This is a genomic window from Ruegeria sp. BH8, from assembly GCF_056538065.1.
The window spans coordinates 40493-61323 of record NZ_JBQFSP010000015.1; the positions used below are offsets into that span (position 1 = coordinate 40493).

Annotated in this window: 22 protein-coding genes, 1 other RNA gene and 1 riboswitch; of the genes, 13 read left to right on the forward strand and 10 right to left on the reverse strand. The window is 58.7% G+C overall.

Annotated features, from left to right (window positions below; genetic code table 11):
• Nucleotide 1 precedes the first annotated feature (1 nt).
• Entirely contained in the window at nt 2-1906 is a 1905-nt protein-coding gene (locus tag ACR0AD_RS18400) for an extracellular solute-binding protein (protein ID WP_480488875.1), read from the reverse strand.
• A 170-nt stretch (nt 1907-2076) separates the two neighbouring features.
• Nucleotides 2077-2589 carry a c-type cytochrome gene (locus ACR0AD_RS18405; protein ID WP_209507801.1) on the reverse strand — a complete coding sequence of 171 codons (513 nt, stop codon included), beginning with the start codon at nt 2587-2589 and terminating at the stop codon, nt 2077-2079.
• Nucleotides 2590-2709: 120 nt separating this feature from the next.
• On the opposite strand from ACR0AD_RS18405, the gene ACR0AD_RS18410 reads away from it, so the two are divergent.
• Entirely contained in the window at nt 2710-3543 is an 834-nt protein-coding gene (locus ACR0AD_RS18410; RefSeq protein WP_209507731.1) for a prephenate dehydratase, read from the forward strand.
• Nucleotides 3544-3661: 118 nt separating this feature from the next.
• Here the strand turns inward: ACR0AD_RS18410 and ACR0AD_RS18415 are convergent, their stop codons facing one another.
• From ACR0AD_RS18415 to nudC, 3 genes are read right to left on the reverse strand one after another with little or no spacing between them, the layout of a single operon-like run.
• Nucleotides 3662-4177: an N-acetyltransferase family protein gene (locus ACR0AD_RS18415; RefSeq protein WP_480488873.1), complete on the reverse strand. Its 516-nt coding sequence runs from the start codon at nt 4175-4177 to the stop codon at nt 3662-3664.
• Nucleotides 4167-4634, reverse strand: a complete 468-nt coding sequence (locus ACR0AD_RS18420; RefSeq protein WP_267363541.1) for an SRPBCC family protein — start codon at nt 4632-4634, stop codon at nt 4167-4169. Before ACR0AD_RS18420 ends, ACR0AD_RS18415 begins: the two co-directional genes overlap by 11 nt.
• A 38-nt stretch (nt 4635-4672) precedes the next feature.
• Entirely contained in the window at nt 4673-5656 is a 984-nt protein-coding gene (nudC, locus tag ACR0AD_RS18425) for an NAD(+) diphosphatase (protein WP_480488871.1), read from the reverse strand.
• 183 nt (nt 5657-5839) lie between these two features.
• Between nudC and ACR0AD_RS18430 the strand changes: the two genes are divergently transcribed.
• From ACR0AD_RS18430 to rsgA, 3 genes are all read left to right on the forward strand, one after another.
• On the forward strand, nt 5840-7708 hold the full coding sequence (locus ACR0AD_RS18430) for a bifunctional 2',3'-cyclic-nucleotide 2'-phosphodiesterase/3'-nucleotidase (protein WP_480488869.1): 1869 nt from the start codon (nt 5840-5842) through the stop codon (nt 7706-7708).
• Nucleotides 7709-7748: 40 nt separating this feature from the next.
• Nucleotides 7749-7847: signal recognition particle sRNA small type (gene ffs, locus ACR0AD_RS18435), an RNA gene on the forward strand.
• A gap of 158 nt (nt 7848-8005) precedes the next feature.
• Nucleotides 8006-9034 carry a ribosome small subunit-dependent GTPase A gene (gene rsgA / locus ACR0AD_RS18440; protein ID WP_480488868.1) on the forward strand — a complete coding sequence of 343 codons (1029 nt, stop codon included), beginning with the start codon at nt 8006-8008 and terminating at the stop codon, nt 9032-9034.
• A 35-nt stretch (nt 9035-9069) separates the two neighbouring features.
• Here the strand turns inward: rsgA and ACR0AD_RS18445 are convergent, their stop codons facing one another.
• Nucleotides 9070-9927 carry an alpha/beta hydrolase family protein gene (locus tag ACR0AD_RS18445; RefSeq protein WP_480488866.1) on the reverse strand — a complete coding sequence of 286 codons (858 nt, stop codon included), beginning with the start codon at nt 9925-9927 and terminating at the stop codon, nt 9070-9072.
• 132 nt (nt 9928-10059) lie between these two features.
• A riboswitch (cobalamin riboswitch) is annotated at nt 10060-10278 on the forward strand.
• Nucleotides 10279-10368: 90 nt separating this feature from the next.
• On the opposite strand from ACR0AD_RS18445, the gene ACR0AD_RS18450 reads away from it, so the two are divergent.
• The gene (locus ACR0AD_RS18450) at nt 10369-10776 is read left to right on the forward strand and encodes a hypothetical protein (protein WP_480484675.1); all 408 of its coding nucleotides are present in this window, start codon (nt 10369-10371) and stop codon (nt 10774-10776) included.
• Here ACR0AD_RS18450 and ACR0AD_RS18455 read toward each other — a convergent pair.
• The gene (locus tag ACR0AD_RS18455; RefSeq protein ID WP_480488864.1) at nt 10768-11280 is read right to left on the reverse strand and encodes a protein-tyrosine phosphatase family protein; all 513 of its coding nucleotides are present in this window, start codon (nt 11278-11280) and stop codon (nt 10768-10770) included. The genes ACR0AD_RS18450 and ACR0AD_RS18455 overlap by 9 nt on opposite strands.
• A gap of 172 nt (nt 11281-11452) precedes the next feature.
• Here ACR0AD_RS18455 and ACR0AD_RS18460 point away from each other — a divergent pair, with 172 nt between their 5' ends.
• From ACR0AD_RS18460 to ACR0AD_RS18480, 5 genes are all read left to right on the forward strand, one after another.
• Entirely contained in the window at nt 11453-13216 is a 1764-nt protein-coding gene (locus ACR0AD_RS18460; RefSeq protein ID WP_480484673.1) for a DNA polymerase III subunit gamma/tau, read from the forward strand.
• A 189-nt stretch (nt 13217-13405) separates the two neighbouring features.
• Nucleotides 13406-13759, forward strand: a complete 354-nt coding sequence (locus tag ACR0AD_RS18465; RefSeq protein ID WP_209507712.1) for a YbaB/EbfC family nucleoid-associated protein — start codon at nt 13406-13408, stop codon at nt 13757-13759.
• Nucleotides 13760-13820: 61 nt separating this feature from the next.
• The gene (recR, locus tag ACR0AD_RS18470; RefSeq protein WP_209598291.1) at nt 13821-14414 is read left to right on the forward strand and encodes a recombination mediator RecR; all 594 of its coding nucleotides are present in this window, start codon (nt 13821-13823) and stop codon (nt 14412-14414) included.
• 104 nt (nt 14415-14518) lie between these two features.
• Nucleotides 14519-15058: a histidine phosphatase family protein gene (locus ACR0AD_RS18475; protein WP_480484703.1), complete on the forward strand. Its 540-nt coding sequence runs from the start codon at nt 14519-14521 to the stop codon at nt 15056-15058.
• 137 nt (nt 15059-15195) lie between these two features.
• On the forward strand, nt 15196-15684 hold the full coding sequence (locus ACR0AD_RS18480) for a hypothetical protein (RefSeq protein ID WP_480488861.1): 489 nt from the start codon (nt 15196-15198) through the stop codon (nt 15682-15684).
• Here the strand turns inward: ACR0AD_RS18480 and ACR0AD_RS18485 are convergent.
• Nucleotides 15681-16310 carry a ribonuclease T2 family protein gene (locus tag ACR0AD_RS18485; protein ID WP_480488860.1) on the reverse strand — a complete coding sequence of 210 codons (630 nt, stop codon included), beginning with the start codon at nt 16308-16310 and terminating at the stop codon, nt 15681-15683. The two genes, ACR0AD_RS18480 and ACR0AD_RS18485, sit on opposite strands and share 4 nt — an antisense overlap.
• Before the next feature lie 130 nt (nt 16311-16440).
• Between ACR0AD_RS18485 and ACR0AD_RS18490 the strand changes: the two genes are divergently transcribed.
• Both ACR0AD_RS18490 and ACR0AD_RS18495 read left to right on the forward strand, forming a co-directional pair.
• Entirely contained in the window at nt 16441-17202 is a 762-nt protein-coding gene (locus tag ACR0AD_RS18490; protein WP_480484669.1) for a DUF1013 domain-containing protein, read from the forward strand.
• Nucleotides 17203-17253: 51 nt separating this feature from the next.
• Nucleotides 17254-17643: a hypothetical protein gene (locus tag ACR0AD_RS18495; RefSeq protein ID WP_480488858.1), complete on the forward strand. Its 390-nt coding sequence runs from the start codon at nt 17254-17256 to the stop codon at nt 17641-17643.
• Between the two features lie 54 nt (nt 17644-17697).
• On the opposite strand, the gene ACR0AD_RS18500 is transcribed toward ACR0AD_RS18495, so the two are convergent.
• The gene (locus ACR0AD_RS18500) at nt 17698-18729 is read right to left on the reverse strand and encodes a permease (RefSeq protein ID WP_480488856.1); all 1032 of its coding nucleotides are present in this window, start codon (nt 18727-18729) and stop codon (nt 17698-17700) included.
• The gene (locus ACR0AD_RS18505) at nt 18722-19030 is read right to left on the reverse strand and encodes an ArsR/SmtB family transcription factor (protein ID WP_209507696.1); all 309 of its coding nucleotides are present in this window, start codon (nt 19028-19030) and stop codon (nt 18722-18724) included. The genes ACR0AD_RS18500 and ACR0AD_RS18505 overlap by 8 nt, the downstream gene beginning before the upstream one ends.
• Nucleotides 19031-19163: 133 nt before the next feature.
• Between ACR0AD_RS18505 and pdxR the strand changes: the two genes are divergently transcribed.
• Nucleotides 19164-20624: a MocR-like pyridoxine biosynthesis transcription factor PdxR gene (gene pdxR, locus ACR0AD_RS18510; RefSeq protein WP_480488854.1), complete on the forward strand. Its 1461-nt coding sequence runs from the start codon at nt 19164-19166 to the stop codon at nt 20622-20624.
• Nucleotides 20625-20831: the final 207 nt, after the last annotated feature.

Below are 20831 nucleotides of genomic sequence, written 5' to 3' on the forward strand. Positions count from 1 at the left end.
GTTATCGCAGCGCGCCTTTCGCTTTCAACGCAGCCTGTTTTTCCGGATTGATCCACCACAGATCAAGATAACCCAGCGAATAGGGCGGCAGGTTTTCCGGGTATTCGTACATATCGTAATATGCTGTCCAGTATTCTGCGATGTACCCCACGGGGATTACGAAAAACTCGTACCGCAAGGCGCGATCCAAAGCCATCAACGCCGTGTCCTGATCGGCCTGATTGTCCGTTTCAAAGGACGCTTCGATGATTGCGTCGACCAAGGGGCTGGCCAGACCTGCCGGATTGAACAGGCTAAAGGCCGCTTCTTCCGATCCGTACATCTGGCTCAGACCGCCCCCGGTAGACAAGAACGATCCGTAGCGCGTGGAATAGACCATGTCATAATCCCGCTCGCGGCTGCGCAACGTGTATTGCGCCGGATCCACTTTCTCGGTCGAGGCATCCACCCCGATGGATTGCAGGTTCTGGACATAGGTTTCGATCATCGTTGCAGTCGAGGTCGGCAGGTTTGAAGGATATGGAATATTCACCTTCAAAGTCTGCCCTTCGGCATTGCGACGAATATTGCCTTCGCCGACGGACCAGCCTGCCTCATCCAGCATGTTGGCAGCTTTGCGCAGGTTTTTTCGGTCATTCAGGCGTGCAGGGTTTGATTCGTGCGCCACAACAGCGGGTTCCGTCAGGACATCTTCGGAAACAACGTCGCCAAGCGCCTGCAGGAACGCCAGCTCCGCCCCTTCAGGCAGGCCTTGCGCCTCGATCGGGGTTCCTTGCGTGAAAGAATTCCGCGGCGTGTTAAGGCCGAACAACAATGACTCGTTCGTCCATTCGAAATTGAAGGCCAGGGCCAGGGCCTTGCGAACATTCTTGTCGGCAAATTGCGGCTTTCCAAGGTTGAAGACAAAGCCCGAAGGTGTCGGCGGGCTGCCATCCGCGATCTCATCCCGAATAACTGTGCCTTCATCCAGCTTTGGGAAATCATACCCGGTCGCCCAAAGCTTAGGGTCACTTTCGATCCGGAATGTGTATTCACCCGCCTTAAAACCCTCGAACGCTGCCGTTTGATCGGCGAAATACTCAACCCGGATTGTATCAAAGTTGTTGCGCCCGACATTGAAAGGCAGGTCCTTGCCCCAATAATCGTCCCGGCGTTTGTAAACGATGCGGCGATTGATGTCGTAGCTGTCGAGCTTGTAGGGGCCAGAGCCTACCGCCACTTCCAGCCGCGGTTCATCCAGTCGCCGTGTCTCATCCGCCTCGAACCATGCTTTTGAGAAAACAGGAGTTGAGCCGACGGTTTCGATCAGGCTGCGGCGGGTGACTTCGGGATTGAAGGTAAATTTTACGGTATGGTCATCCAACGCCTCGGCTCCTGTCACCATACGGCCAACGGCCTGCGCATAAGACGGCAGGCCCTGTTCGATGAACAAACGGTGGCTGTAGACAACATCTTCCGCTGTGACAGGCGTGCCATCCCAAAAGGTTGCTTCGGGGCGCAAATGGAAAATGACATAGTTGCGCCCTTCGTCATATTCCAGACTTTCCGCAACTACGCCGTAATACTGCCCCACACTGTCTTCGGCACTTTCAAACAGACGGTCATATTGCAATGTGGTCAGCGCACCGGCGCGCCCTTTGCGTGAATAGGGGTTGAGAGAATCGAACGTTCCAGAGGCTGCCAGCGAAAGCTCGCCACCCTTGGGGGCGTTGGGATTCACATAATTCAGATGCGAATAATCCGCCGGGTAATCCAGATTTCCGAAATACGAATACCCGTGACTGCGGGTGACGCCTTCATCCAGCGCCTGTGCTGCATGCGGAGCAATCAGAGCGGCGCAGAGCCCCAAAATGCCAACCCATGGCCTTACCTCAAGATCACGTGCAGCAGGCATCAGGGATATCATATTGCTCATCCTCTCGGTCATTGTCACCGTCAATGTCGTAACCGCTAGCTAAAGTGCCAGCACGTGCAGATTCAAGTTTAGAATGCGTGAGCACTTTGTGAAGGTTTCTTCAGACAAAAAAGCCGCTGCGTTGCGGCAGCGGCTTTGAATGGTTCTGATCGGTCAGGCAATCAGTTGCCGATTGTCTGCAGATAGGCAATCACGTCGGCGCGATCCTGCGGCTTTTTCAGGCCGGCAAAGCTCATCGATGTGCCCGAGATATAGCTGCCGGGCTTGGTCAGGAAGGCGTCCAGCGCTTCGGGTGTCCAGTTGCCGCCATGCGCCTGCATACCGGCCGAGTAACCGGTGAAGCCGTTGGCCGAGGCGACGGGGCGATTAACCACACCGTACAGGTAAGGGCCGGTGCCGTTTGCGCCGTCTTCCAGCTTGTGGCACGCGGTGCATTTGCGGAACACTTTTGCGCCGCTCTCGACGTCTGCGGCGGCCAGCAGGTCCTCAAAGACCACTTCTTCACCGTCGGCGCTTTCGCCCGAGCTTTCGGTTTCGATAATGTAGGCGGCCTCAGCCGAGCCATGGCCACCGGAAGAATAGAGGACATCCGCCCCCCACTTGGCCAGAAGCAGCACCAGGAATGTGCCGAACAGGCCTGCGGCGGCCTTGGTTACTGTCATCGTGTCGAACATTGATCGCGAGTCCATTTCAGCTGTCTGGGCAGCTGTCTAAGGCTTCCCCTTGCGAGAGGCAAGGTATAGACACCGCGACGAAACGACCAAATCGCGAACTTGTTGCATGGAATCGACCAAATGACCAATCGCATTGCTTTTCAGGGGGAACCCGGCGCCTACAGTCACGAGGCCTGCCGCAACGCTCGGCCAGATATGGAAGCCCTGCCCTGCCGCACTTTCGAGGATGTGATCGAATCGGTCCGCTCAGGCGATGCGGATCTGGCAATGCTTCCGGTCGAGAACACGACCTATGGGCGGGTGGCCGATATTCACCGGCTGTTACCCCACAGCGGGCTGCATATCATCGATGAGGCCTTTGTCCGGGTTCATATCAACCTTCTTGCCGTGCCGGGTGCAAAACTGGAAGACATAACCGAGGCGCATTCGCATCTGGTGCTGCTGCCGCAATGTGCGGGTTTCCTTAAGGAACACGGCATCCGCGGCCGCGTCAGCCCCGATAACGCCCGCGCCGCCCGCGAAGTGGCCGAGGAAGGCAATCCGCATTCAGCCGCGCTGGCCAGCGAGCTGGCCGGTGAGATCTATAACCTGAACGTGCTGGCCCGCCATATCGAGGATAATGACGACAATACGACCCGCTTTCTTGTCATGTCGCGCGAAACGGATTTGTCCCGCCGGGGCGATCACGGGATGATCACCAGCTTTGTGTTTCAGGTCCGCAACATCCCTGCCGCGCTTTACAAAGCGATGGGCGGCTTTGCCACCAACGGGATCAACATGACCAAGCTGGAAAGCTATATGGTCGACGGCTCCTTTACCGCGACGCAGTTTTACGCGGATATCGTCGGGCATCCCGAAGACCGCAACGTGCAGCTGGCCATGGACGAGCTTGAGCATTTCACGACCAATGTCGAGGTTCTGGGCGTCTATCCGGCAGCACATCCGCGCGGATAATCACGGTTCGCCATGGCATTCCTTTGGGCTTGTTTCGTTGTTGCCCGTTTTTTCGAAGCTGTTTGCAATGCCGGTGGCCCCCCATGTCTCGTGCCGCTGCGCCTGGAATCGTCGCTCTCTAGCGGTTAATCCGGTAGACCTTTGACACAGACCCATCTTGTGTGCGGTACGTCCGGAAACCCATGGCTTCGTAATAGGCCAGACCTTCAGTATTGCCTGCGCCAATTGTTGCATCGATAGCAGGGAGACCCTGCGCTAGGGCCGCGTCCAGAGTGTGCGCGAAAAGTGCGCGCCCGATCCCGAGCCGGGCGGCTGATGGTCGGATATGGGTTCCAATCACGCCCCACCCCACTGACACGCCGTAGGGGTTGTTTTCGACCGCATATTTCAGGGATTGGAACCCGAGCACGTGACCATTCGGGTCCGTTGCGATTGTACATCGTAATTGATCCGGGTGGCGAATATAGTGCCTTAGGGCAAAATCGACATCGTGGGCTTTGCGCCGCTTGCCAGCCAGGACCAGATCGTGAAGGACGCCAGCGACCCCTTCGGCATCGCTGGCGGATGCCGATTTGAAACTCAGGTGGTCCGATCCCTTCACACCTGCAGTGCGATCTTGTGTCTTACCCGCCATGCAGGTGCCTCTGCTCCAACTCGCGTGCGAATTCGCTGAGACGCACCTGAAACTGCTTGCGAAACCTCGACTGCCCCAGCTTCATGGATTGCAACAGCAACCGTGCCGGCAGGGACTTGGCGGCGAGTGACATTTCAACGCTCAGGCGCGTCCGGCGCGGGGACAGGGCCAGAAAATCCACGGTCGTGAACCCGGTGATACCCTTGCTGGCAGCGTCAAATCGCATTTGCGAAGGCCTGTCGAAATCCGTCATCACCACCGACATCTGACGCGGCTTTCCGCGCAGTTTGAACTCCGTATTCCACTCGGTTCCGGCCGTCACCGCCGCGCCACCGCCCAAACGGCGCACATCGATGCCACGGCGCATTGCCATACGCTCGAATCGTTCGAAATCCGACACCATGTCGAACACCGATTGGATGGGGGCCTCGATATCTTCGCGCGCTGAAAACTGCATAATGACCTTTGCTGTTTTATTGCTGAGCTAATGTTTCCTCAGTCCAGAGTATCTGCAAGCCAGTTCTGAAGCAGAAAATGAGCGATTGCCCCTTTGCGCGCTGGCAATAGCCTAGGATGATCACCGGCAAAGGCCTGCATCATTTCGGATTTGCTGACCCACATCGCCTCTTCTATCTCGACCGGGTCGATCACGATGTCGCGTGACAGCGCCTCACCCGCACATCCAAACATCAATGAGGCCGGGAACGGCCAGGGCTGGCTGGACAGGTACGAAACCGCACCTACCGGCACGCCCGCCTCTTCCATCACTTCGCGGCGCACTGCTGCCTCAAGCGTTTCGCCGGGCTCAACAAATCCCGCCAGCAAGGAGAACATCCCGTCAGGCCAGCCCGGAGACCGGCCCATCAGCACGCTGTCACCATGCGTGATCAACATGATCACAACCGGATCGGTGCGCGGAAAGTGTTGCCCGCCACAGGACAGGCAACTGCGCTGCCATCCCCCCTGCGACACCTCGCTGGCGGCACCACATCGGGCACAGTAGCGATGCGTTTCATGCCAGCCGATTATTGCCTTTGACGTTGCCGCCAGTTCCGCGTCGCGCGCCGACAGCCGTGTCATGATCCGGCGCAGTTCGGCAAACACGTGGCCTTGCGGTAAATCCGGGTGTTGTTGTTCGGACTTGTCCACGAAGGCGCCCAGACTGGTCAGATCCAGCCCCTCGGCTGTCCATGCGGAAAAATCAACGGCAAACACGGGGGCGCTGTCAGCGCTCAGACCCAAAAACACCGGGGATTCAATGACGCCACCGGGACCATTGCTGATCAGCGAGTGCGTCATCGGGATCATGGCAAGCTGGTCCAGCCCCTCACCCTGTACCAGCAGTTTTCCACGCCACAGCAAGACACAGCGGGCGGCCGGGTTGTGCATCGCCTCGGCCAGCTTGTCCGCATCTCCGCGATACTGCGCCGCCCGATCAAGGCCCGAACCCCCGAAGGTTACCTGCTCTGCGTTTTTCATTGGATTTCCTTTTGGTCTTGCGCACAGGGCTGCCACGTCTCAGCCCGTGTTGCAATGGCTATTCAGGGATAGAAAATCCACCACCCTGCCGCTGAAAAGCCGCATGGTGGCCTCGGAAAAATCATCTAGAGTGAATTTTGATGGATTTAATCAATACACACATTCAATAGCAGAATACTCAAAGTGAAGATCCCCTCCTCGACGCAGGTACAGCCCATTGGTGACATTGGGAAAATTCGCATTCTGGCCACAACCGACCTGCATATGAACCTCACCGGTTTTGACTATTACACTGACACGCCAGACCAGACGGTTGGATTAACGCGCACTGCCAGCCTGATCCGCGCTGCCCGACAAGAGGCCAAGGACGCGCTGGTGCTGATGTTTGACAACGGGGATTCGTTGCAGGGAACCCCAATGGGCGATTGGGCGGCAAAGAGTGGCACTGCCCATCCGATGATGAAGGCGTTCGAAGCCCTGGATTATGACGCGATCGGGCTGGGCAACCATGATTTCGGGTTCGGGCTGGTGTCATTGGGCAACATCCTGACGCAAGCCCCCTGTCCGGTCGTTTGCAGCAACCTGTATCGCACGCGCGGCCCACAGCTCTGGCAGCGATACGCCGTTCTGGACCGCACTGTATCTTTGAACGGTGAAGACATTCCCGTTCGCATCGGCATCTTCTCGGTTCTTCCGCCGCAAACGGCCTGTTGGGAGGCGCATAATCTGGATGGCGATATCGTCGTCGAGGATATCCTGGTTGCGGCAAAGTCCCTGACGCAGACATTGCGCGACGAGGGGTGTGATATCATCGTGGCGCTTGCTCATTCCGGCCTTGGGGGCAACGAACCGGTGGCAGGGATGGAAAACGCCGTGATACCCTTGGCCGCGATCAAAGGCATCGATGCCATTGTGGCCGGGCACACTCACCTGACACTTCCAGGAGAGGGCCATGCCAATACCCCGATGGTCGATCACCTGACGGGGCTGGTACATGGAACACCCGTTGTCATGCCGGGATCAGCGGGCTCTTACCTGGGGGTTATCGATTTGGCCGTGACCGCCGGGCCGGACGGCAAAGTGCAAATCCGGGATTGCTGCGTCGAACTGCGCCCGGTTATCAGCAACGGCACAGCCGTCGGGGAAGACAGTGAAATTGCGGGCTTGTGTGAGGTGGCACATCGTATGACCCGTCAATCCGTTGCCGCACCGGTGGCACATATCCCGGATACATTGCACAGCTATTTCAGTTGCTGTGCGCCGGATCGCGGGCTGACCCTTGTAGCTGCGGCGCAAGCCGCCGCACTGCGCCCGTTTTTGCAGGGACCAGACCTGGCGGATCTGCCGATTTTGTCGGTTGTTTCGCCTGCCAAATCCGGCGGACGCTCAGGCCCGCGCCATTATACCGAGGTACCCGCCGGAGAAATATGTTTGCGCCATGTCGCGGATCTGCATGTGTTTCCCAACGAGTTGCGTGCAATCCGGATCAGCGGCGCGCATTTGCTGGACTGGTTGGAGATGTCGGCCAGCGTATTCAACCAGTTAAAGCCCGGTTCCGAACCCGAGCTGATCAACCCTGAACGGGCCGGATACAATTTCGACATCGTGTTTGGACTGTCTTATCAGATCGATCCCACGCGGCCGCCTCGTTACGATGCGCAGGGGAAAATAATCCGCCCCGACCAAAAGCGGATCAGCGATCTGACATATGCAGGCCGTCCCGTACGACCGGAGCAGATGTTCGTTATGGCGCTGAACAATTACCGCGCCAGCGGAGGCGGGCATTTCCCGCATGCGACAACGTCTGAGCTGATCAGCCTGCCACCGCTGAGCATCAAGGACCTTGTGCAGGTTTACCTGGCGCAGCACCTTCCGCCCGACCCGATCGCCACGCAGCCCTACCCGTTCTCGCTGATGCCGCAACGGGGCGTGACAACAATTCTTCGCACAGGTCCGGGTGCCCTGAAATATCTGGATGAGTTGCACAGGTTCGATCCCGTGTCGCTGGGCTCGGATGGCAGGGGATTTGAACGCATTCGCCTGACGCTCTGATGGGTTGTCTTTTCCCGATGCCTTCCCTATATCTCGGACTCGAGAGGTTGGCGCGGGCGAGCGCCTCGCCAACCTGGTCAGGTCCGGAAGGAAGCAGCCACAACGAGCCCCGCTTGGGTCGATGTCCAACCTCTCACTTCGTGAACCACAGCCGCAGGAGGGCTTTATGATTGTAGTGAAAACCCTTCGGGCAGACTGGTTCTGATTCACCGGAATCACCGGACTGCCTGAACACACGACCTGCGGATGCGCGATTGCCATCCGTTGGCATTGCTGTTTCTGAAAACAGGCAGATAAATGTCTTATACGCTTTCGGACCTGGGATGGTCCTCTCACTTTGCCGCGCAACACGCGGCTTTTCCTTCCGACACGCCCTTTCGCGTTACCTCGGTTCATCGGGACCGTCTGATCGGGCTGAGCCCGAATGGTGAAATCCCTTTGCTGACACCGGATAGTCCGACCGGTTCATATGCCGTCGGGGATTGGATTCTTGCGGACGCCGAATACCGCGTACGTCGCCTTCTGGACCGGCGCAGCCTGCTGCAACGCAGGGCTGCCGGTACAGGTGCCACAACACAACTGATTGCCGCTAATGTCGATGTGTTGTTCATCGTCAGCTCGTGCAACGCCGATTTCAACCTGCCTCGGCTGGAACGTTATCTGGCGCTGGCGCATCAGGCCGGATGTTATCCGGTCGTCGTCCTGACGAAAGCTGACCAGTCGGATGACCCCGGCAGTTTCTCGGGACAAGTGCAATCTCTGGACCCTTTTCTGTCGGTGCTGGCGATCAATGCGCTGGACCCGGCAGATGTCGAAAAGGTTCTGGCATGGTGCCCCAAAGGCCAGACCGGCGCGCTGGTCGGGTCGTCGGGCGTAGGTAAAACGACGCTCAGCAACGCCATGACGGATCAAAACCTCGCCACGTCTGGAATTCGCGAAGACGACGCACGGGGCAGACACACGACAACGGTGCGCGCGTTGCACGGGATGGGTAACGGTGGCTGGCTGATCGACACGCCGGGAATGCGCGCACTGCGTTTGCTGGACGCTCAGGACGGGATCGACAACGTGTTCTCGGACATCACGGAGCTTGGCCAAAGCTGTCGCTTTTCGGATTGTCAGCACGAGACCGAGCCCGGCTGTACCGTGCAGAACGCAATCGACGAAGGCGTTCTTGATCCGGCGCGGCTGGACCGCTGGCGCAAGCTGCGGCGTGAAGATCAGCGAAACTCGGAAACCGTTGCCCAATCGCGGGCGCGGGACAAGGCGTTCGGCAAGATGGTGCGCGGTGTCATGCAGGACAAGAAGCTTCGCAAACGGCCATAACTGCAAGGTGTTAGGAAAACCTGCGTCGCGTCTGATCAGGCGATCAGGCGCGGCCAGACCGCTGCATTGCGACGGGCAAATGCTCCGATATGGCCTATTTCCGGCAGTCCGAATTCAGCAGGCTTCAGAAGGTGGCGTCTGGCCTCGGGGCCATACAAATCAGCAAGGCGCCAAACCGCCTCGGGCGGAGCCATCTGGTCATCTTCGAACGTGAACAGATCCACTGGTGTTCCAGAACTGCCCCAATGCGCATCAGGCAAATTCTGCCCGATCTCGGGAACGTAGCTAAGAGGGGCTGTACACCATTTGCGCCATTGCCAGTAGACCGAGGCGGGCAGGTCCGAACCAAACCCGATTGCTTTGCCGGGTAGATAGCCAAGTGCCCGCACCATCAGCGGTGCATGGCCATACCAGAACAGCCCTGCCAACCCCCGATAGGGCCATGGGTGATCTTTCAAAGTCACCAGCCCCGAACACACACCGATCATTCGGTCGATCTGGTCGATATCCGGCTGCACCGGCCCCAGCATCGCACCGACGGAATGGCCGATGGTCCACTGCTGCGCCTTTGGAAACCGCCTGCGCATTTCGGCCCGTGCCGCTGGCATATCGATCAACGCCCAATCCGCCATTGTTGCAGTTGCGTCTTTCAGGCGGCCGACCAAAGAAAGCCCGTAGTCCCGATAGTCATAGGTCAGGCAAGCTATCCCCCGCTCGGTAGCCAGCCATCGCGCAAAGTGTTGATAATAGTCACGCGGCACACCCGTGGCACTGTTAAGTACGACAACGGTTTCCGGCTCACCCACTGGCCGGTACAGCCGTGCCGACAAGGTCACGGACCCTGACGGAAAGCGGAAATCTTCGATCAACACCGTCTGTTCCGTATCCAACATGATCCCCGGCTTTCGCTGAAACAATGGTTTGCCTGCCTTCGATGCCGACGAAACTAAGCCGGAACGTAAACCGCATCCAGCATGACCAAACGTCCGGCCTAAAGATCGGCTTGACTCGGAACGCGATCAGGCGCTAGCGGTTGTGTGATGGTTTCCGGCCCCAACAAGAGGTCGGGATGAAAAGGGAACACGGTGCGGTTTGTCTGGTCACACAGATATCAACCAAGTCCGCGACTGCCCCCGCAACTGTAAGCGGTAAGCAATGCCGAAATACCACTGGCCCACGGGCTGGGAAGGTCGGCAGAGCAATGACCCGCAAGTCAGGAGACCTGCCATCGGAACTGAAACCGAAACTCGGGCGGGGTGTCCGGGCAGGTCCTGACAGCGAGATGCTGTCCCACCTGCCCCAATATCCAGCCCACCACGCGCGGAGGGCGCAGGATGATCTGGAAGACAAAGTCACACGAATACAGCGCAACTGTGTGCCAGCGGACGGGCAATACCTGCCCGGCTTTGGCGCGACTGGCCCGCTCGATTTCCGAAGCCATGGCGCAGGCGGTTTCGGCCACCAGCGAAGATTTCGAATTTGAAGGCAACAGCGCGCTGTCACATTGCGCGGAAGGGTGCATGGCAACGATCCGAGCGCGATCCGACAGCGTTCGCGTTTTCTGCGGGGCGCACCCTGATACGGCAATTCGGGACCTTGATGCCTATGCCGATTTGATCTTCGGACCTACATTCAGCACGCTGCCCTCGGGCATTGTCGCGAACCCGCCTTGCGCCATGATCGAGGTTTCAACGATCCGGCCCCGGAAAACCGGCTACGCACCCCAGCAGCTGTCAGCTTGATCCCACTTCCACCTGTGCCGGGGTGATCCGGGACGCCCAGGCCAGCTGCGCATCGGTTTCGACAGCGCAGGGGCGCACGGCCCGCAGGCGGTCCAGTGCGTCGCTGGCGCGTTCACCGCATTCAACCATCAGTCGCAGAACAATCATCCCGGATCTGCCGCACCCCCCACGGCAATGCACAAGAACCCGGCCACCGCCCGACAGCGCATGTCGGGCCGTGGCGCTGACCTCTGGCCAGGCCTTCTGAACCGCCTGCGTCGGTGCTCCAAAATCTTCGATCGGCAGGTGAACCCACCGGCTGGCACGGCTTTGGATGTCGCTGCCAAAGTGCTGCGCGCCATCCTGAAGCATTTCAACATCCGTCGTCATTGAAATCACAAGGCCCGGTTTCCAAGCCGCAATCATATCCAGATCGCCGACGTAATCCCCGCCACGCCCGGGCATTGAAGTAAGGGCAAGCGTTCCGCCTCCGACCTGCAGAGCAAAAATGACCAGCTGCGACATGAAGTGCGTCCTCCCCCAAGGTACTCTTTAAGAAATGAGTCATTAAATCCGCTGGACCAGTTTAGTTGGAAACCAGCCCGTTTCTGAAACAAAAAATCATCACGCCCCACAGTGGACGCGGAGTGCCGCCGCCACTACGCTGTGCCGAAGCACCGAATCCGAGCGAGAAGACATGACAGACACACCAAGCCCCGCCTATCAGGTTCTCGCCCGCAAATACCGCCCGGAAACCTTTGCCGACCTGGTGGGTCAAGATGCTATGGTGCGCACCCTAAAAAACGCCTTCGAGGCCGACCGGATTGCGCAGGCCTTTATCATGACCGGCATTCGCGGAACGGGAAAAACCACCACGGCGCGGATCATCGCCAAAGGCATGAACTGCATCGGACCGGATGGAACCGGAGGACCGACAACCGAGCCTTGCGGTCAGTGCGAGCATTGCGTCGCAATCATGGAAGGTCGCCATGTCGATGTGATGGAAATGGATGCGGCCAGCCGTACCGGCGTCAACGATATCCGCGAGATCATCGACAGTGTCCGCTATCGCGCCGCCAGTGCACGCTACAAGATCTACATCATCGACGAGGTTCACATGCTCTCGACCAGCGCATTCAACGCGCTGCTCAAGACGCTCGAGGAACCGCCCGCACATGTGAAATTCATCTTCGCGACCACCGAGATTCGCAAAGTGCCGGTCACGGTTCTGTCGCGGTGTCAGCGCTTTGACCTGCGCCGGATCGAGCCCGAAGACATGATCGGCCTGCTGCGCAAGATCGCCGGGGCCGAGAGCGCGCAGATCGCCGACGATGCGCTGGCGTTGATCACCCGCGCCGCAGAAGGATCGGCCCGCGACGCGACCTCATTGCTGGATCAGGCAATCTCGCACGGGGCCGGAGAGACGACGGCAGATCAGGTCCGTGCGATGCTGGGTCTGGCCGATCGTGGACGGGTTCTGGACCTGATGGACATGATCCTGCGCGGTGACGCGGCAGGGGCGCTCACTGAACTGAGCGGTCAATATGCGGAAGGCGCCGACCCTCTGGCCGTGCTGCGCGATCTGGCCGAAATCACGCATTGGGTGTCCGTCGTAAAGATCACACCTGACGCGGCCCAGGACCCGACGGTTTCCCCCGACGAACGCACACGGGGCCAGCACATGGCCGAGGCCTTGCCGATGCGGGTTCTGACCCGGATGTGGCAAATGCTGCTGAAGGCGCTGGAGGAAGTCTCTGCCGCGCCCAACGCGATGATGGCCGCCGAAATGGCTGTTATCCGACTGACGCATGTCGCCGATTTGCCCAGCCCCGAAGAGCTGATCAAACGGCTGCAAGACGCCCCACCTTCGCCACCCGGCGGGCCGGGCGGGGGCATGTCACCGTCCCGGCAGGCCCCGGTGGCAACGCAATCCAACGCGACCCCGCCGCCTGCCTATACATCGCCCCCGCGCGGCGCGGGTGGCGCACCGGTTGCTGCACTGGCGCAGGATGCACAGACGGCCCTGGCCCGCTATCCAACCTTCGGGCATGTGGTGGAACTGATCCGCACAAACCGCGATGTGAAACTGCTTGTCGAGGTGGAAAGCGGCGTGCGCCTTGTGTCGTACCAGCCTGGCCGGATCGAATTCACCCAGACACCTCAGGCACCGTCGGATCTGGCGTCGCGATTGGGCTCTGCCCTGCAACGCTGGACCGGCAATCGATGGGCCGTCTCCATTGTCTCGGACGGGGATGCCGCGACCATCGCGGAAGTGCGGGACCGGGCCGAGCTGGCCCTGAAAGCCGAGGCCGAAGAACACCCGCTGGTTCAGGCCGTGCTGACGCAATTCCCCAAGGCAAAGATCATTCGGATCGAAACACCGGAGCAGCGCGCCGCCAAGGTTGTGACCGAAGCCCTTCCCGAAGTCGAAGAGGAATGGGACCCGTTCGAAGAGGATTAGGCCTCAGCCCGTGGGTCCACGTTTCAAGAAACCGGCATACTCACGCCCCTCCACCATGCAACTGAGGGAGGGATTGCAGGCGCATAAATGATCGGTCCGCGACGCTCTGATCTGGACAGGCGGGAGACCTCTTGTGCCACCTGCCTGCGGTCCGTATTTAGAACCAAACAGAAACACAGGAGACGACTGATGCTGAAAGGACTCGGCGGGCTTGGCGGACTGGGCGACATGGCAAAGATGATGAAATCCGCACAAGACCTGCAAACCAAGATGACCGAAATGCAGGAAGAGCTGAACAACATGATGGTTGTCGGCGAATCCGGTGCAGGGCTGGTCAAGGCAACGGCCACAGCCAAGGGTGAACTCAAGGGGCTGGACATCGACCCGTCCATCTTCAACGGCGACGACAAGGAAGTGGTCGAAGACCTGATCCTGGCCGCCATCAAAGACGCTCAGGCCAAAGCTGCCGAACGTTCACAGGAAGAGATGGGCAAGCTGACCGAAAGCATGGGCCTGCCCAAAGACATCAAGCTACCGTTCTGAGCTTCATCTTTTCCCAAATACTCCCGCCGGAGGCTTCCTCCGGTGCAAAGCAGGACAGGCCATGGGAACGAACAGCGAAATCGACAATCTGATCGATCTGATGGCCAAACTGCCGGGGCTGGGCCCGCGCTCGGCCCGCCGCGCGGTGCTGCACCTGATCCGCAAACGCGCTCTGCTGCTGACGCCCCTGTCAGACGCCATGCAGCAAGTGGCCGTCACCGCCCGCGAATGCCTGAATTGCGGCAATGTGGGCACCACGGATATCTGTGACATATGCAATAGCGAGGCCCGAGCGACCGGCGAACTCTGCGTGGTCGAAGACGTCGCCGACCTCTGGGCGATGGAGCGGTCAGGGGTCTTCAAAGGCCGCTATCACGTGCTGGGTGGCACGCTGTCTGCACTGGACGGGGTCGGCCCGGACGAGCTGCGCATTCCCCGCCTCAGGGATCGGGTCCTGGCCGAAGGGATCACCGAAGTGATCCTTGCCCTGAACGCCACCGTCGACGGCCAGACCACCGCCCATTACATCGCGGATCAGCTGGAAGGCCAGGTGCGCCTGACCTCACTGGCGCAAGGCGTGCCCATCGGTGGAGAGTTGGATTATCTGGATGACGGGACGATCACGGCGGCGCTCCGGGCGCGCAAGGAAATTTAGGTCAGCATCTATAAATCAGCGTCCTTAAAAAGAGGCAACAAGAACGGCACCTCAAACGGTATTCAATTCAGGTACACATCTTGAACAAGTATCCAGATCTTTTTGTGCTGCGACATGGCGAAACCGAATGGAACACACTGGGGAAGTTCCAAGGGCGCAAGAATTCGCCGTTGACGGAAATTGGCAAGTCTCAGGCCCGGAAACAAAATGAGATACTCAGGCGAATACCGAATGCACCTTTGCGCGTTTTCGTCAGCCCGCAAAAGAGAGCAATGCATACCGCCCGCTTGGCAACGACGCCTCATCATGAGTTGATACATGATGAACGGCTTATGGAAATCGCGTTTGGGCAATGGGAAGGCGCAACGCGTGATTTCATCCGAGAGCAAATCGATTGTTCCTATGAAAGCTATCATTGGTTCTTCCGCAGCCCGGGTGGGGAAAGCTTTGATGACATCTGCGGTAGAGTAGACTCATTTCTGAAGGAACAAGATGAACCTGCGATCATAGTAACCCACGGCGTCACGTCCTTGGTGCTGAGAGGGCTTTGGTTGGGTCTCGATCTGGACAAGTTGCTACAGCTACCCCGAACTCAGGGTTGCGTGTTTCATCTTTCAAACGGAGTTGAAACCATAGTGACCTGAACAAATTGCTTGGGCTCGAAACTCATGTTGTACTCATCATCGTTGTCAGAACAGTCGCGGTGACAAAAAAGCGACTTTGGATGACCATGGAACTACTCTAAGGATAGGTAAACTCAGCGATTATTTTGGAGCCGCCCATGACCCGCCTTCTCGCCATTACCGTCGCCGCCTTCACCGCAACCGCTGCCCTGTCGCAGGAACTCGTCGACAAGGGCTTCGTCGAAGGCTGGAACATTATGATGGACCCCGCGCTTGGGAACGGGTGTCTGATCCAGACGGTGTATCAGGATCTCTCGGTGGTCAGGCTGGGTTACGACGCGTTGGGCAATCGCGGGTATTTCGCCGTGTACAACAAAGCCTGGGGCGACATTAAGCAAGGTGAGAGCTATCCCATCCGGTTCGAACTGGACGGCAAGAGCTTTGATGCCACCGCTATCGGGTTCAATGAACGCAAAGTGCCCGGTGCGACGGTGTTTTTTACCGACCGGAATTTCGTCACCGCGATTGCCCAGAACAAGACGATGACAGTTTACAATCCCGCAGGCGAGGTGGTGATGGCGATTGATCTGAAAGGCACCGCCAAGGCGCTGGACTATGCGCGGGACTGCCAGAACAAAAAGCTTTAACGAATCGGATCGAACAGCGCGTCCTTGGCGGTGCAGTCGCGAATTACATCGCGGCCGCATGGCACCGGATCAAGGTCGCGCGACAGGCATAGGCGGACCTCTTCGATATAGCCCTGTTTGCAGGTGACCGTGATCATATCGCGCTCCAGTTCCGGATTGGCTTTCAAAAACGCATCCTCGACCACCGAAGCCGGCAGTTTGACGGATGCGTCCAGCTTGCGGAAGACCTGCGGGCGTTCGACAGCGTCATAGGCACGCCGGGACAGGGCGAAATAGTCGGGCGCAGAAAGCCCCGAACAGGTGCCGTGTTTCTTCCACTGATGCCATGCAAGGCCCGCACTACCCTGAATATCTTCCATTTCCCGCGTCATGCGGCGTGTTGGCGGCGCCTCGGGCGAGCGGCAGAAGGATGGCCAGCCCTGATGAAATTGCGGCCAGAGCCCGTGCAGGATCCATCCGTGGTCGTGCCGGTCGTCACATTGGTCTGACCCGCGCGCGTCCCCTTCACGGGCGCACCAGTTGGGCGACCAGCTAAGCGACAGGACGTAATAGTCGAACTCACCTGCTTTTTCACCTTCGGCCAGCGCTGTCATCGCGCTGAAGACCCACAATACGACCCAGCGCATTCGCCTCTTCCCTTCTTGCTGCGTGGCGACTATATACGGGCCAAGTTCCCCGACAACGGAAACCTGCCCCAAGACCAAGGGGCCGCCGAATTCCGGCGACGGGAAAGATGTATGTATAGGAGACGGGCTGATGGCAAAACCGCTTATGGCCAAGGCAACCGCCGTATGGCTGGTGGACAACACCACGATCAGCTTTAAGCAGATCGCGGATTTCGTAGGAATGCACGAACTGGAAGTGCAGGGCATCGCCGATGGCGATGTGGCCGCAGGCGTAAAGGGCTTTGACCCGATCGCAAACAACCAGCTGACCCAGGATGAGATCGACGCCGCGCAGAACAACCCGCTGCACAAGCTGAAGCTCAAGTTCAACCCGGCGGCATCCGGCGAAGAAAAGCGCCGTGGCCCGCGGTATACCCCGCTGTCCAAGCGTCAGGACCGTCCGAACTCGATCCTGTGGCTGGTCAAGTTCCACCCCGAACTCAGCGACGGCCAGATCGCCAAGCTGGTTGGCACCACCAAGCCGACCATCCAGTCGATCCGCGAGCGCACGCACTGGAACATCTCAAACATGCAGCCGATCGACCCGGTTGCGTTGGGCCTGTGCAAACAGTCCGAACTGGATGCGATCGTGCAGAAGGCCGCTGCCAAGAAAGCGGCCGAAGGCGGCGTGATGAGCGATGACGAGCGTCGCAAGCTGGTTTCGACCGAGCAGTCGCTGGAAATGGACGCTGCGCCGAAAATCCCGACCGCGATCGAAGGTCTGGAAACCTTCTCGCTGTCCGATGATCGGTCGGATGAAAAAGACGACGAGCCTATCATCGACGCCGACAGTTTCTTCAACCTGCCCAAAGGCGGGGCGGATGATGAAGACGAGGATGATCCTCGTCTGTAACAGACAATCAGCCCCGGTCGGAACGGCTGGGGCTTTTTGGACGGACTTGTCATGCTGAGCATTCTTTCTGCGATTTTCGGCCCGCACCGCGCCGTAACGATCTACGCCTTTCTCAGGACATGGGGGCTGGGTCTGGCGGGTGGTGTTGTCATGATCGCCATCGTCACCACCTTGTTTCTGCTGGGGGACGAAGGCGAACACGAACACGAGGCTTTCCTGATCGTACCGGTTCTGTCCGCAACCCCGGTGAACGGGGACCTGAAGAACGGCGTCGTAGCCTCGGTTCGCTTGCCCGATGGATCGGCCACGTCGATTACGTCGACCGCGTCGCAGATTTCACAAACCGTTGGAACGACGGCCTGCGTGGAAAAACGCATTTACGTCAAAAGCGGCGAAGCCCGGTATCGGTTCAAACTGCCCCGTCTCTGCGAATCCGGTTGATCGAGATATCCAACGAAAAAGCCGCCCGATGCTGACACCGGGCGGCTTTTTCGTTCATACCACCTGAAAGATGATGCCTGCGATTATTGCGCCCCCCACACCAAGGCTCAGGTAAGTCGCAAACACGCGCGGTTTGACCAATGACCAGACTGCGGCCATCGCCGGTATGGAACTGACGGCACCGGCAACCATGAACGACATCGCAGCCCCCGCGGTCATGCCCTGATCGATCAGACCCGCCAGCAGCGGCGGCGCGACGTAAGAGTTCAGATAGGCCGGCATCCCCACCAGAGAAGCAACGATGATCGGCAGCACGCCTTCTCCGCCAACGACGCCAGCGATCAGGTCCGCAGGCACATAGTTGACCAACAAAGCTTCGAGCACATAGGCCAGTGCCAGCCACTTCAGCAGGAACAGCCCGTTGTGTACGAATTCCGAACGAAACCGAACGCGACGCTCGGGCTCTTGCCAGAACTTCCAGACCGGCTTGTCATCCGCTTTCGGACCACATCCGCAACACCCGGCAGGTTTGTATTCGCGCAAGGGCTGGGCAAATGCCCCCTGCCGCATCAGTAACCGAACCGCGAACCCGCCGAACAGGCCAAGCGCAACGGCGGCAACCGCCTTACCGATGGCAAAGGGCCATCCCAGCGCGGCAGCCGTAATCAAAAGCGTCGGCGGGTCGATCAACGGCGAGCTGAGCCAGAACGCCATCACGGCCGACAGCGGCGCTCCGAGTGCAAGCAAGCCCGCAATAAAGGGAATGACTTCGCAAGAACAAAATGGTGCAAGTCCGCCGAACAGGGCGGCCAGAAAGATCATCCGGGTTTCGCGCCCTTCAAAAGCGCGCGCCACCATCACCTCGGCCCCGGTTGCCTTGAGATATGACAACAGAAGCACAGCAAACAGGATGTATTGTCCTGTATGCGCCAAGGCCCTGACTGCAAAACTCGCAACCTCACGCAGGTTGCCGGGGTCGAGAACGGCCACCGCCACAAAAATGACCATGATCAATGCCCAGGGTGTCTTGATCATCTCAAGCGCACCTTTGGCGGTCAGTCGGGGCGATTGCGTCAATTCAGCCATCGTTGGCCGCCTTTCCAACCGCGTCAGCGCAGCATTCGCTAAGAATGAACTGCGCCAGCGTCTTCAATTCGTCATAACAGGCCCGGTTGATCGTGGTGCGACCGATCTTTTCCTGCTCAACCACACCTCCGGCTGCAAGAAACCGCAGGTGGTGCGCCAAAGTCGACGGGGCAATCCCCGTCCGGTTCTGGATTTCGCCAACGGTCAGACCGGCCTCACCAGCCCGCACTAGCGTCTTGAGGACTTTCAGCCGGGCTTCCGAACCCATGGCGGAAAATCCGGCAGCAGCAGTTTCCCACATGAGTTGCCTCCATTAAACTAGATCTCTAGTTTTGTAGTTTCACAAAGGACCCTGGTCAACCCACCTTGGGAAAATTTTTCATGACACTGTAAGTCCAGATTGCCCCTGCCTTAAGTCCAACCTATAAGCAGGCATGGGGATATCGGTCGAAACATTCTTTCTTGAGCTCAACGGTCAGGGCACGTTGCAGGCCCAGATCCAGCAGATGATTGCCGAGGGCATTCTGTCCGGTCGCTTTCACGTGGGGGAAAAACTGCCATCCTCGCGAAAGCTGGCCGCACATCTGGGCGTCAGCCGCATCACGGTGACGCTTGCCTATACCGAGTTGCTGGCCAATGATTATCTGACGGCAAAGGGCCGGTCAGGATATTACGTCTCGCAAAACGCACCGGTTCCGCCCAAATACTCGCCCGTGCAGCGCGGCACGGAATCTGTCGACTGGGACAGGGCATTGGCGCGCCGCTTTCTGGACAGCGACGTCCTGCCGAAACCCAGCAATTGGCGCGAATACCGCTATCCGTTCATCTACGGTCAGGCCGACCGAACCCTGTTTGATCACGCCAACTGGAGATTATGCGCGGTTCGCGCCTTGGGGCACAAAGACTTCGATTCGCTGACAGGGGATTACGTGGATCAGGATGATCCGTTGCTGATCGAATTCATCGCGCGCCACACCCTGCCGCGCCGTGGTATCGTCGCCCGCCCCGAAGAGATCTTGATCACCCTGGGCGCGCAGAACGCGCTTTGGCTGGCCTCACGCATTTTGCTGACCCACAATCGCACAGCTGTAATCGAAGATCCCTGCTACTACGCGCTGCGAAGCCTTTTGAACCACTGGGACTGCGCTGTGACCCCCCTGAGCGTCGATCGCGACGGCTTGCCACCCGAAGCGATCCCCGACGAAGCGGATGTCATCTTTACCACCCCCAGCCATCAAAGCCCGACAACCGCGACGATGCCGATCGACCGCCGCAACAAGCTACTGGATCGGGCACGCGATCTGGATGCAATGGTTGTCGAGGACGACTATGAATTCGAAATGGCCTTTCGCAGCGCACCTTCGCCTGCACTCAAGTCCATGGATCGGGATGGGCGCGTGATTTACGTCGGCAGTTTTTCCAAGTCGCTGTTTCCGGGATTGCGGCTTGGATACATGGTCGGATCCGAGCCTTTCATCCGCGAAGCTCGTGCTCTTCGCTCGTTGGTCCTGCGCCACCCTCCGGGTCATATTCAGCGCACGGCAGCGTATTTTCTGTCATTGGGCCATTACGACGCGCAGATCCGACGTATGTCGAAAGCCCTGCAAGAGCGGCGCGATGCGATGGACAAAGCCATCGAAGAAAGCGGGCTCACAGTGGCTGGACGGGGCGTAATGGGCGGCTCATCAATGTGGATGTCGGCCCCCGAGCACGTCAACACAACGCAGCTTGCGCTAAAGCTGCAGAACCAGGGTGTTCATATCGAACCGGGTGCTCCGTTTTTCTCGGGGCCCGACAGGCCGCAGAATTTCTACCGCCTCGGGTACTCTTCAATTTCGACCAACCGCATAGGCCCCGGCGTCGAACTGATCGCGGATGCCATCCGGTCTGCCTGAGATCGCACTGGACATATTCCGCAGACGCGTCTGGCCCTAACGCAGGTCGCACCCTTACGCCAAAACCATATCAACCCCCGGGTCCCGGTGCCCGGTTTTCTCACTCTTGCTTGGAGAACACCCCTATGAAGATGACGACGGAAGAGGCCTTTGTTAAGGTTTTGCAGATGCATGGTATTGAACATGCGTTTGGGATCATTGGCTCTG

Excerpts from the sequence above, each read along its gene's own strand:
- ACR0AD_RS18400 (WP_480488875.1), bottom strand. The coding sequence starts at position 1,906 with ATGATATCCCTGATGCCTGCTGCACGTGATCTTGAGGTAAGGCCATGG.
- ACR0AD_RS18505 (WP_209507696.1), bottom strand. The coding sequence starts at position 19,030 with ATGTGGGAAACTGCTGCTGCCGGATTTTCCGCCATGGGTTCGGAAGCC.
- ACR0AD_RS18495 (WP_480488858.1), top strand. The coding sequence starts at position 17,254 with ATGCTGAGCATTCTTTCTGCGATTTTCGGCCCGCACCGCGCCGTAACG.
- pdxR (WP_480488854.1), top strand. The coding sequence starts at position 19,164 with ATGGGGATATCGGTCGAAACATTCTTTCTTGAGCTCAACGGTCAGGGC.
- ACR0AD_RS18460 (WP_480484673.1), top strand. The coding sequence starts at position 11,453 with ATGACAGACACACCAAGCCCCGCCTATCAGGTTCTCGCCCGCAAATAC.
- ACR0AD_RS18500 (WP_480488856.1), bottom strand. The coding sequence starts at position 18,729 with ATGGCTGAATTGACGCAATCGCCCCGACTGACCGCCAAAGGTGCGCTT.
- ACR0AD_RS18450 (WP_480484675.1), top strand. The coding sequence starts at position 10,369 with ATGATCTGGAAGACAAAGTCACACGAATACAGCGCAACTGTGTGCCAG.
- recR (WP_209598291.1), top strand. The coding sequence starts at position 13,821 with ATGGGAACGAACAGCGAAATCGACAATCTGATCGATCTGATGGCCAAA.
- rsgA (WP_480488868.1), top strand. The coding sequence starts at position 8,006 with ATGTCTTATACGCTTTCGGACCTGGGATGGTCCTCTCACTTTGCCGCG.
- nudC (WP_480488871.1), bottom strand. The coding sequence starts at position 5,656 with ATGAAAAACGCAGAGCAGGTAACCTTCGGGGGTTCGGGCCTTGATCGG.
- ACR0AD_RS18415 (WP_480488873.1), bottom strand. The coding sequence starts at position 4,177 with ATGGCGGGTAAGACACAAGATCGCACTGCAGGTGTGAAGGGATCGGAC.
- ACR0AD_RS18455 (WP_480488864.1), bottom strand. The coding sequence starts at position 11,280 with ATGTCGCAGCTGGTCATTTTTGCTCTGCAGGTCGGAGGCGGAACGCTT.
- ACR0AD_RS18445 (WP_480488866.1), bottom strand. The coding sequence starts at position 9,927 with ATGTTGGATACGGAACAGACGGTGTTGATCGAAGATTTCCGCTTTCCG.
- ACR0AD_RS18410 (WP_209507731.1), top strand. The coding sequence starts at position 2,710 with ATGACCAATCGCATTGCTTTTCAGGGGGAACCCGGCGCCTACAGTCAC.
- ACR0AD_RS18405 (WP_209507801.1), bottom strand. The coding sequence starts at position 2,589 with ATGTTCGACACGATGACAGTAACCAAGGCCGCCGCAGGCCTGTTCGGC.
- ACR0AD_RS18420 (WP_267363541.1), bottom strand. The coding sequence starts at position 4,634 with ATGCAGTTTTCAGCGCGCGAAGATATCGAGGCCCCCATCCAATCGGTG.
- ACR0AD_RS18490 (WP_480484669.1), top strand. The coding sequence starts at position 16,441 with ATGGCAAAACCGCTTATGGCCAAGGCAACCGCCGTATGGCTGGTGGAC.
- ACR0AD_RS18465 (WP_209507712.1), top strand. The coding sequence starts at position 13,406 with ATGCTGAAAGGACTCGGCGGGCTTGGCGGACTGGGCGACATGGCAAAG.
- ACR0AD_RS18485 (WP_480488860.1), bottom strand. The coding sequence starts at position 16,310 with ATGCGCTGGGTCGTATTGTGGGTCTTCAGCGCGATGACAGCGCTGGCC.
- ACR0AD_RS18480 (WP_480488861.1), top strand. The coding sequence starts at position 15,196 with ATGACCCGCCTTCTCGCCATTACCGTCGCCGCCTTCACCGCAACCGCT.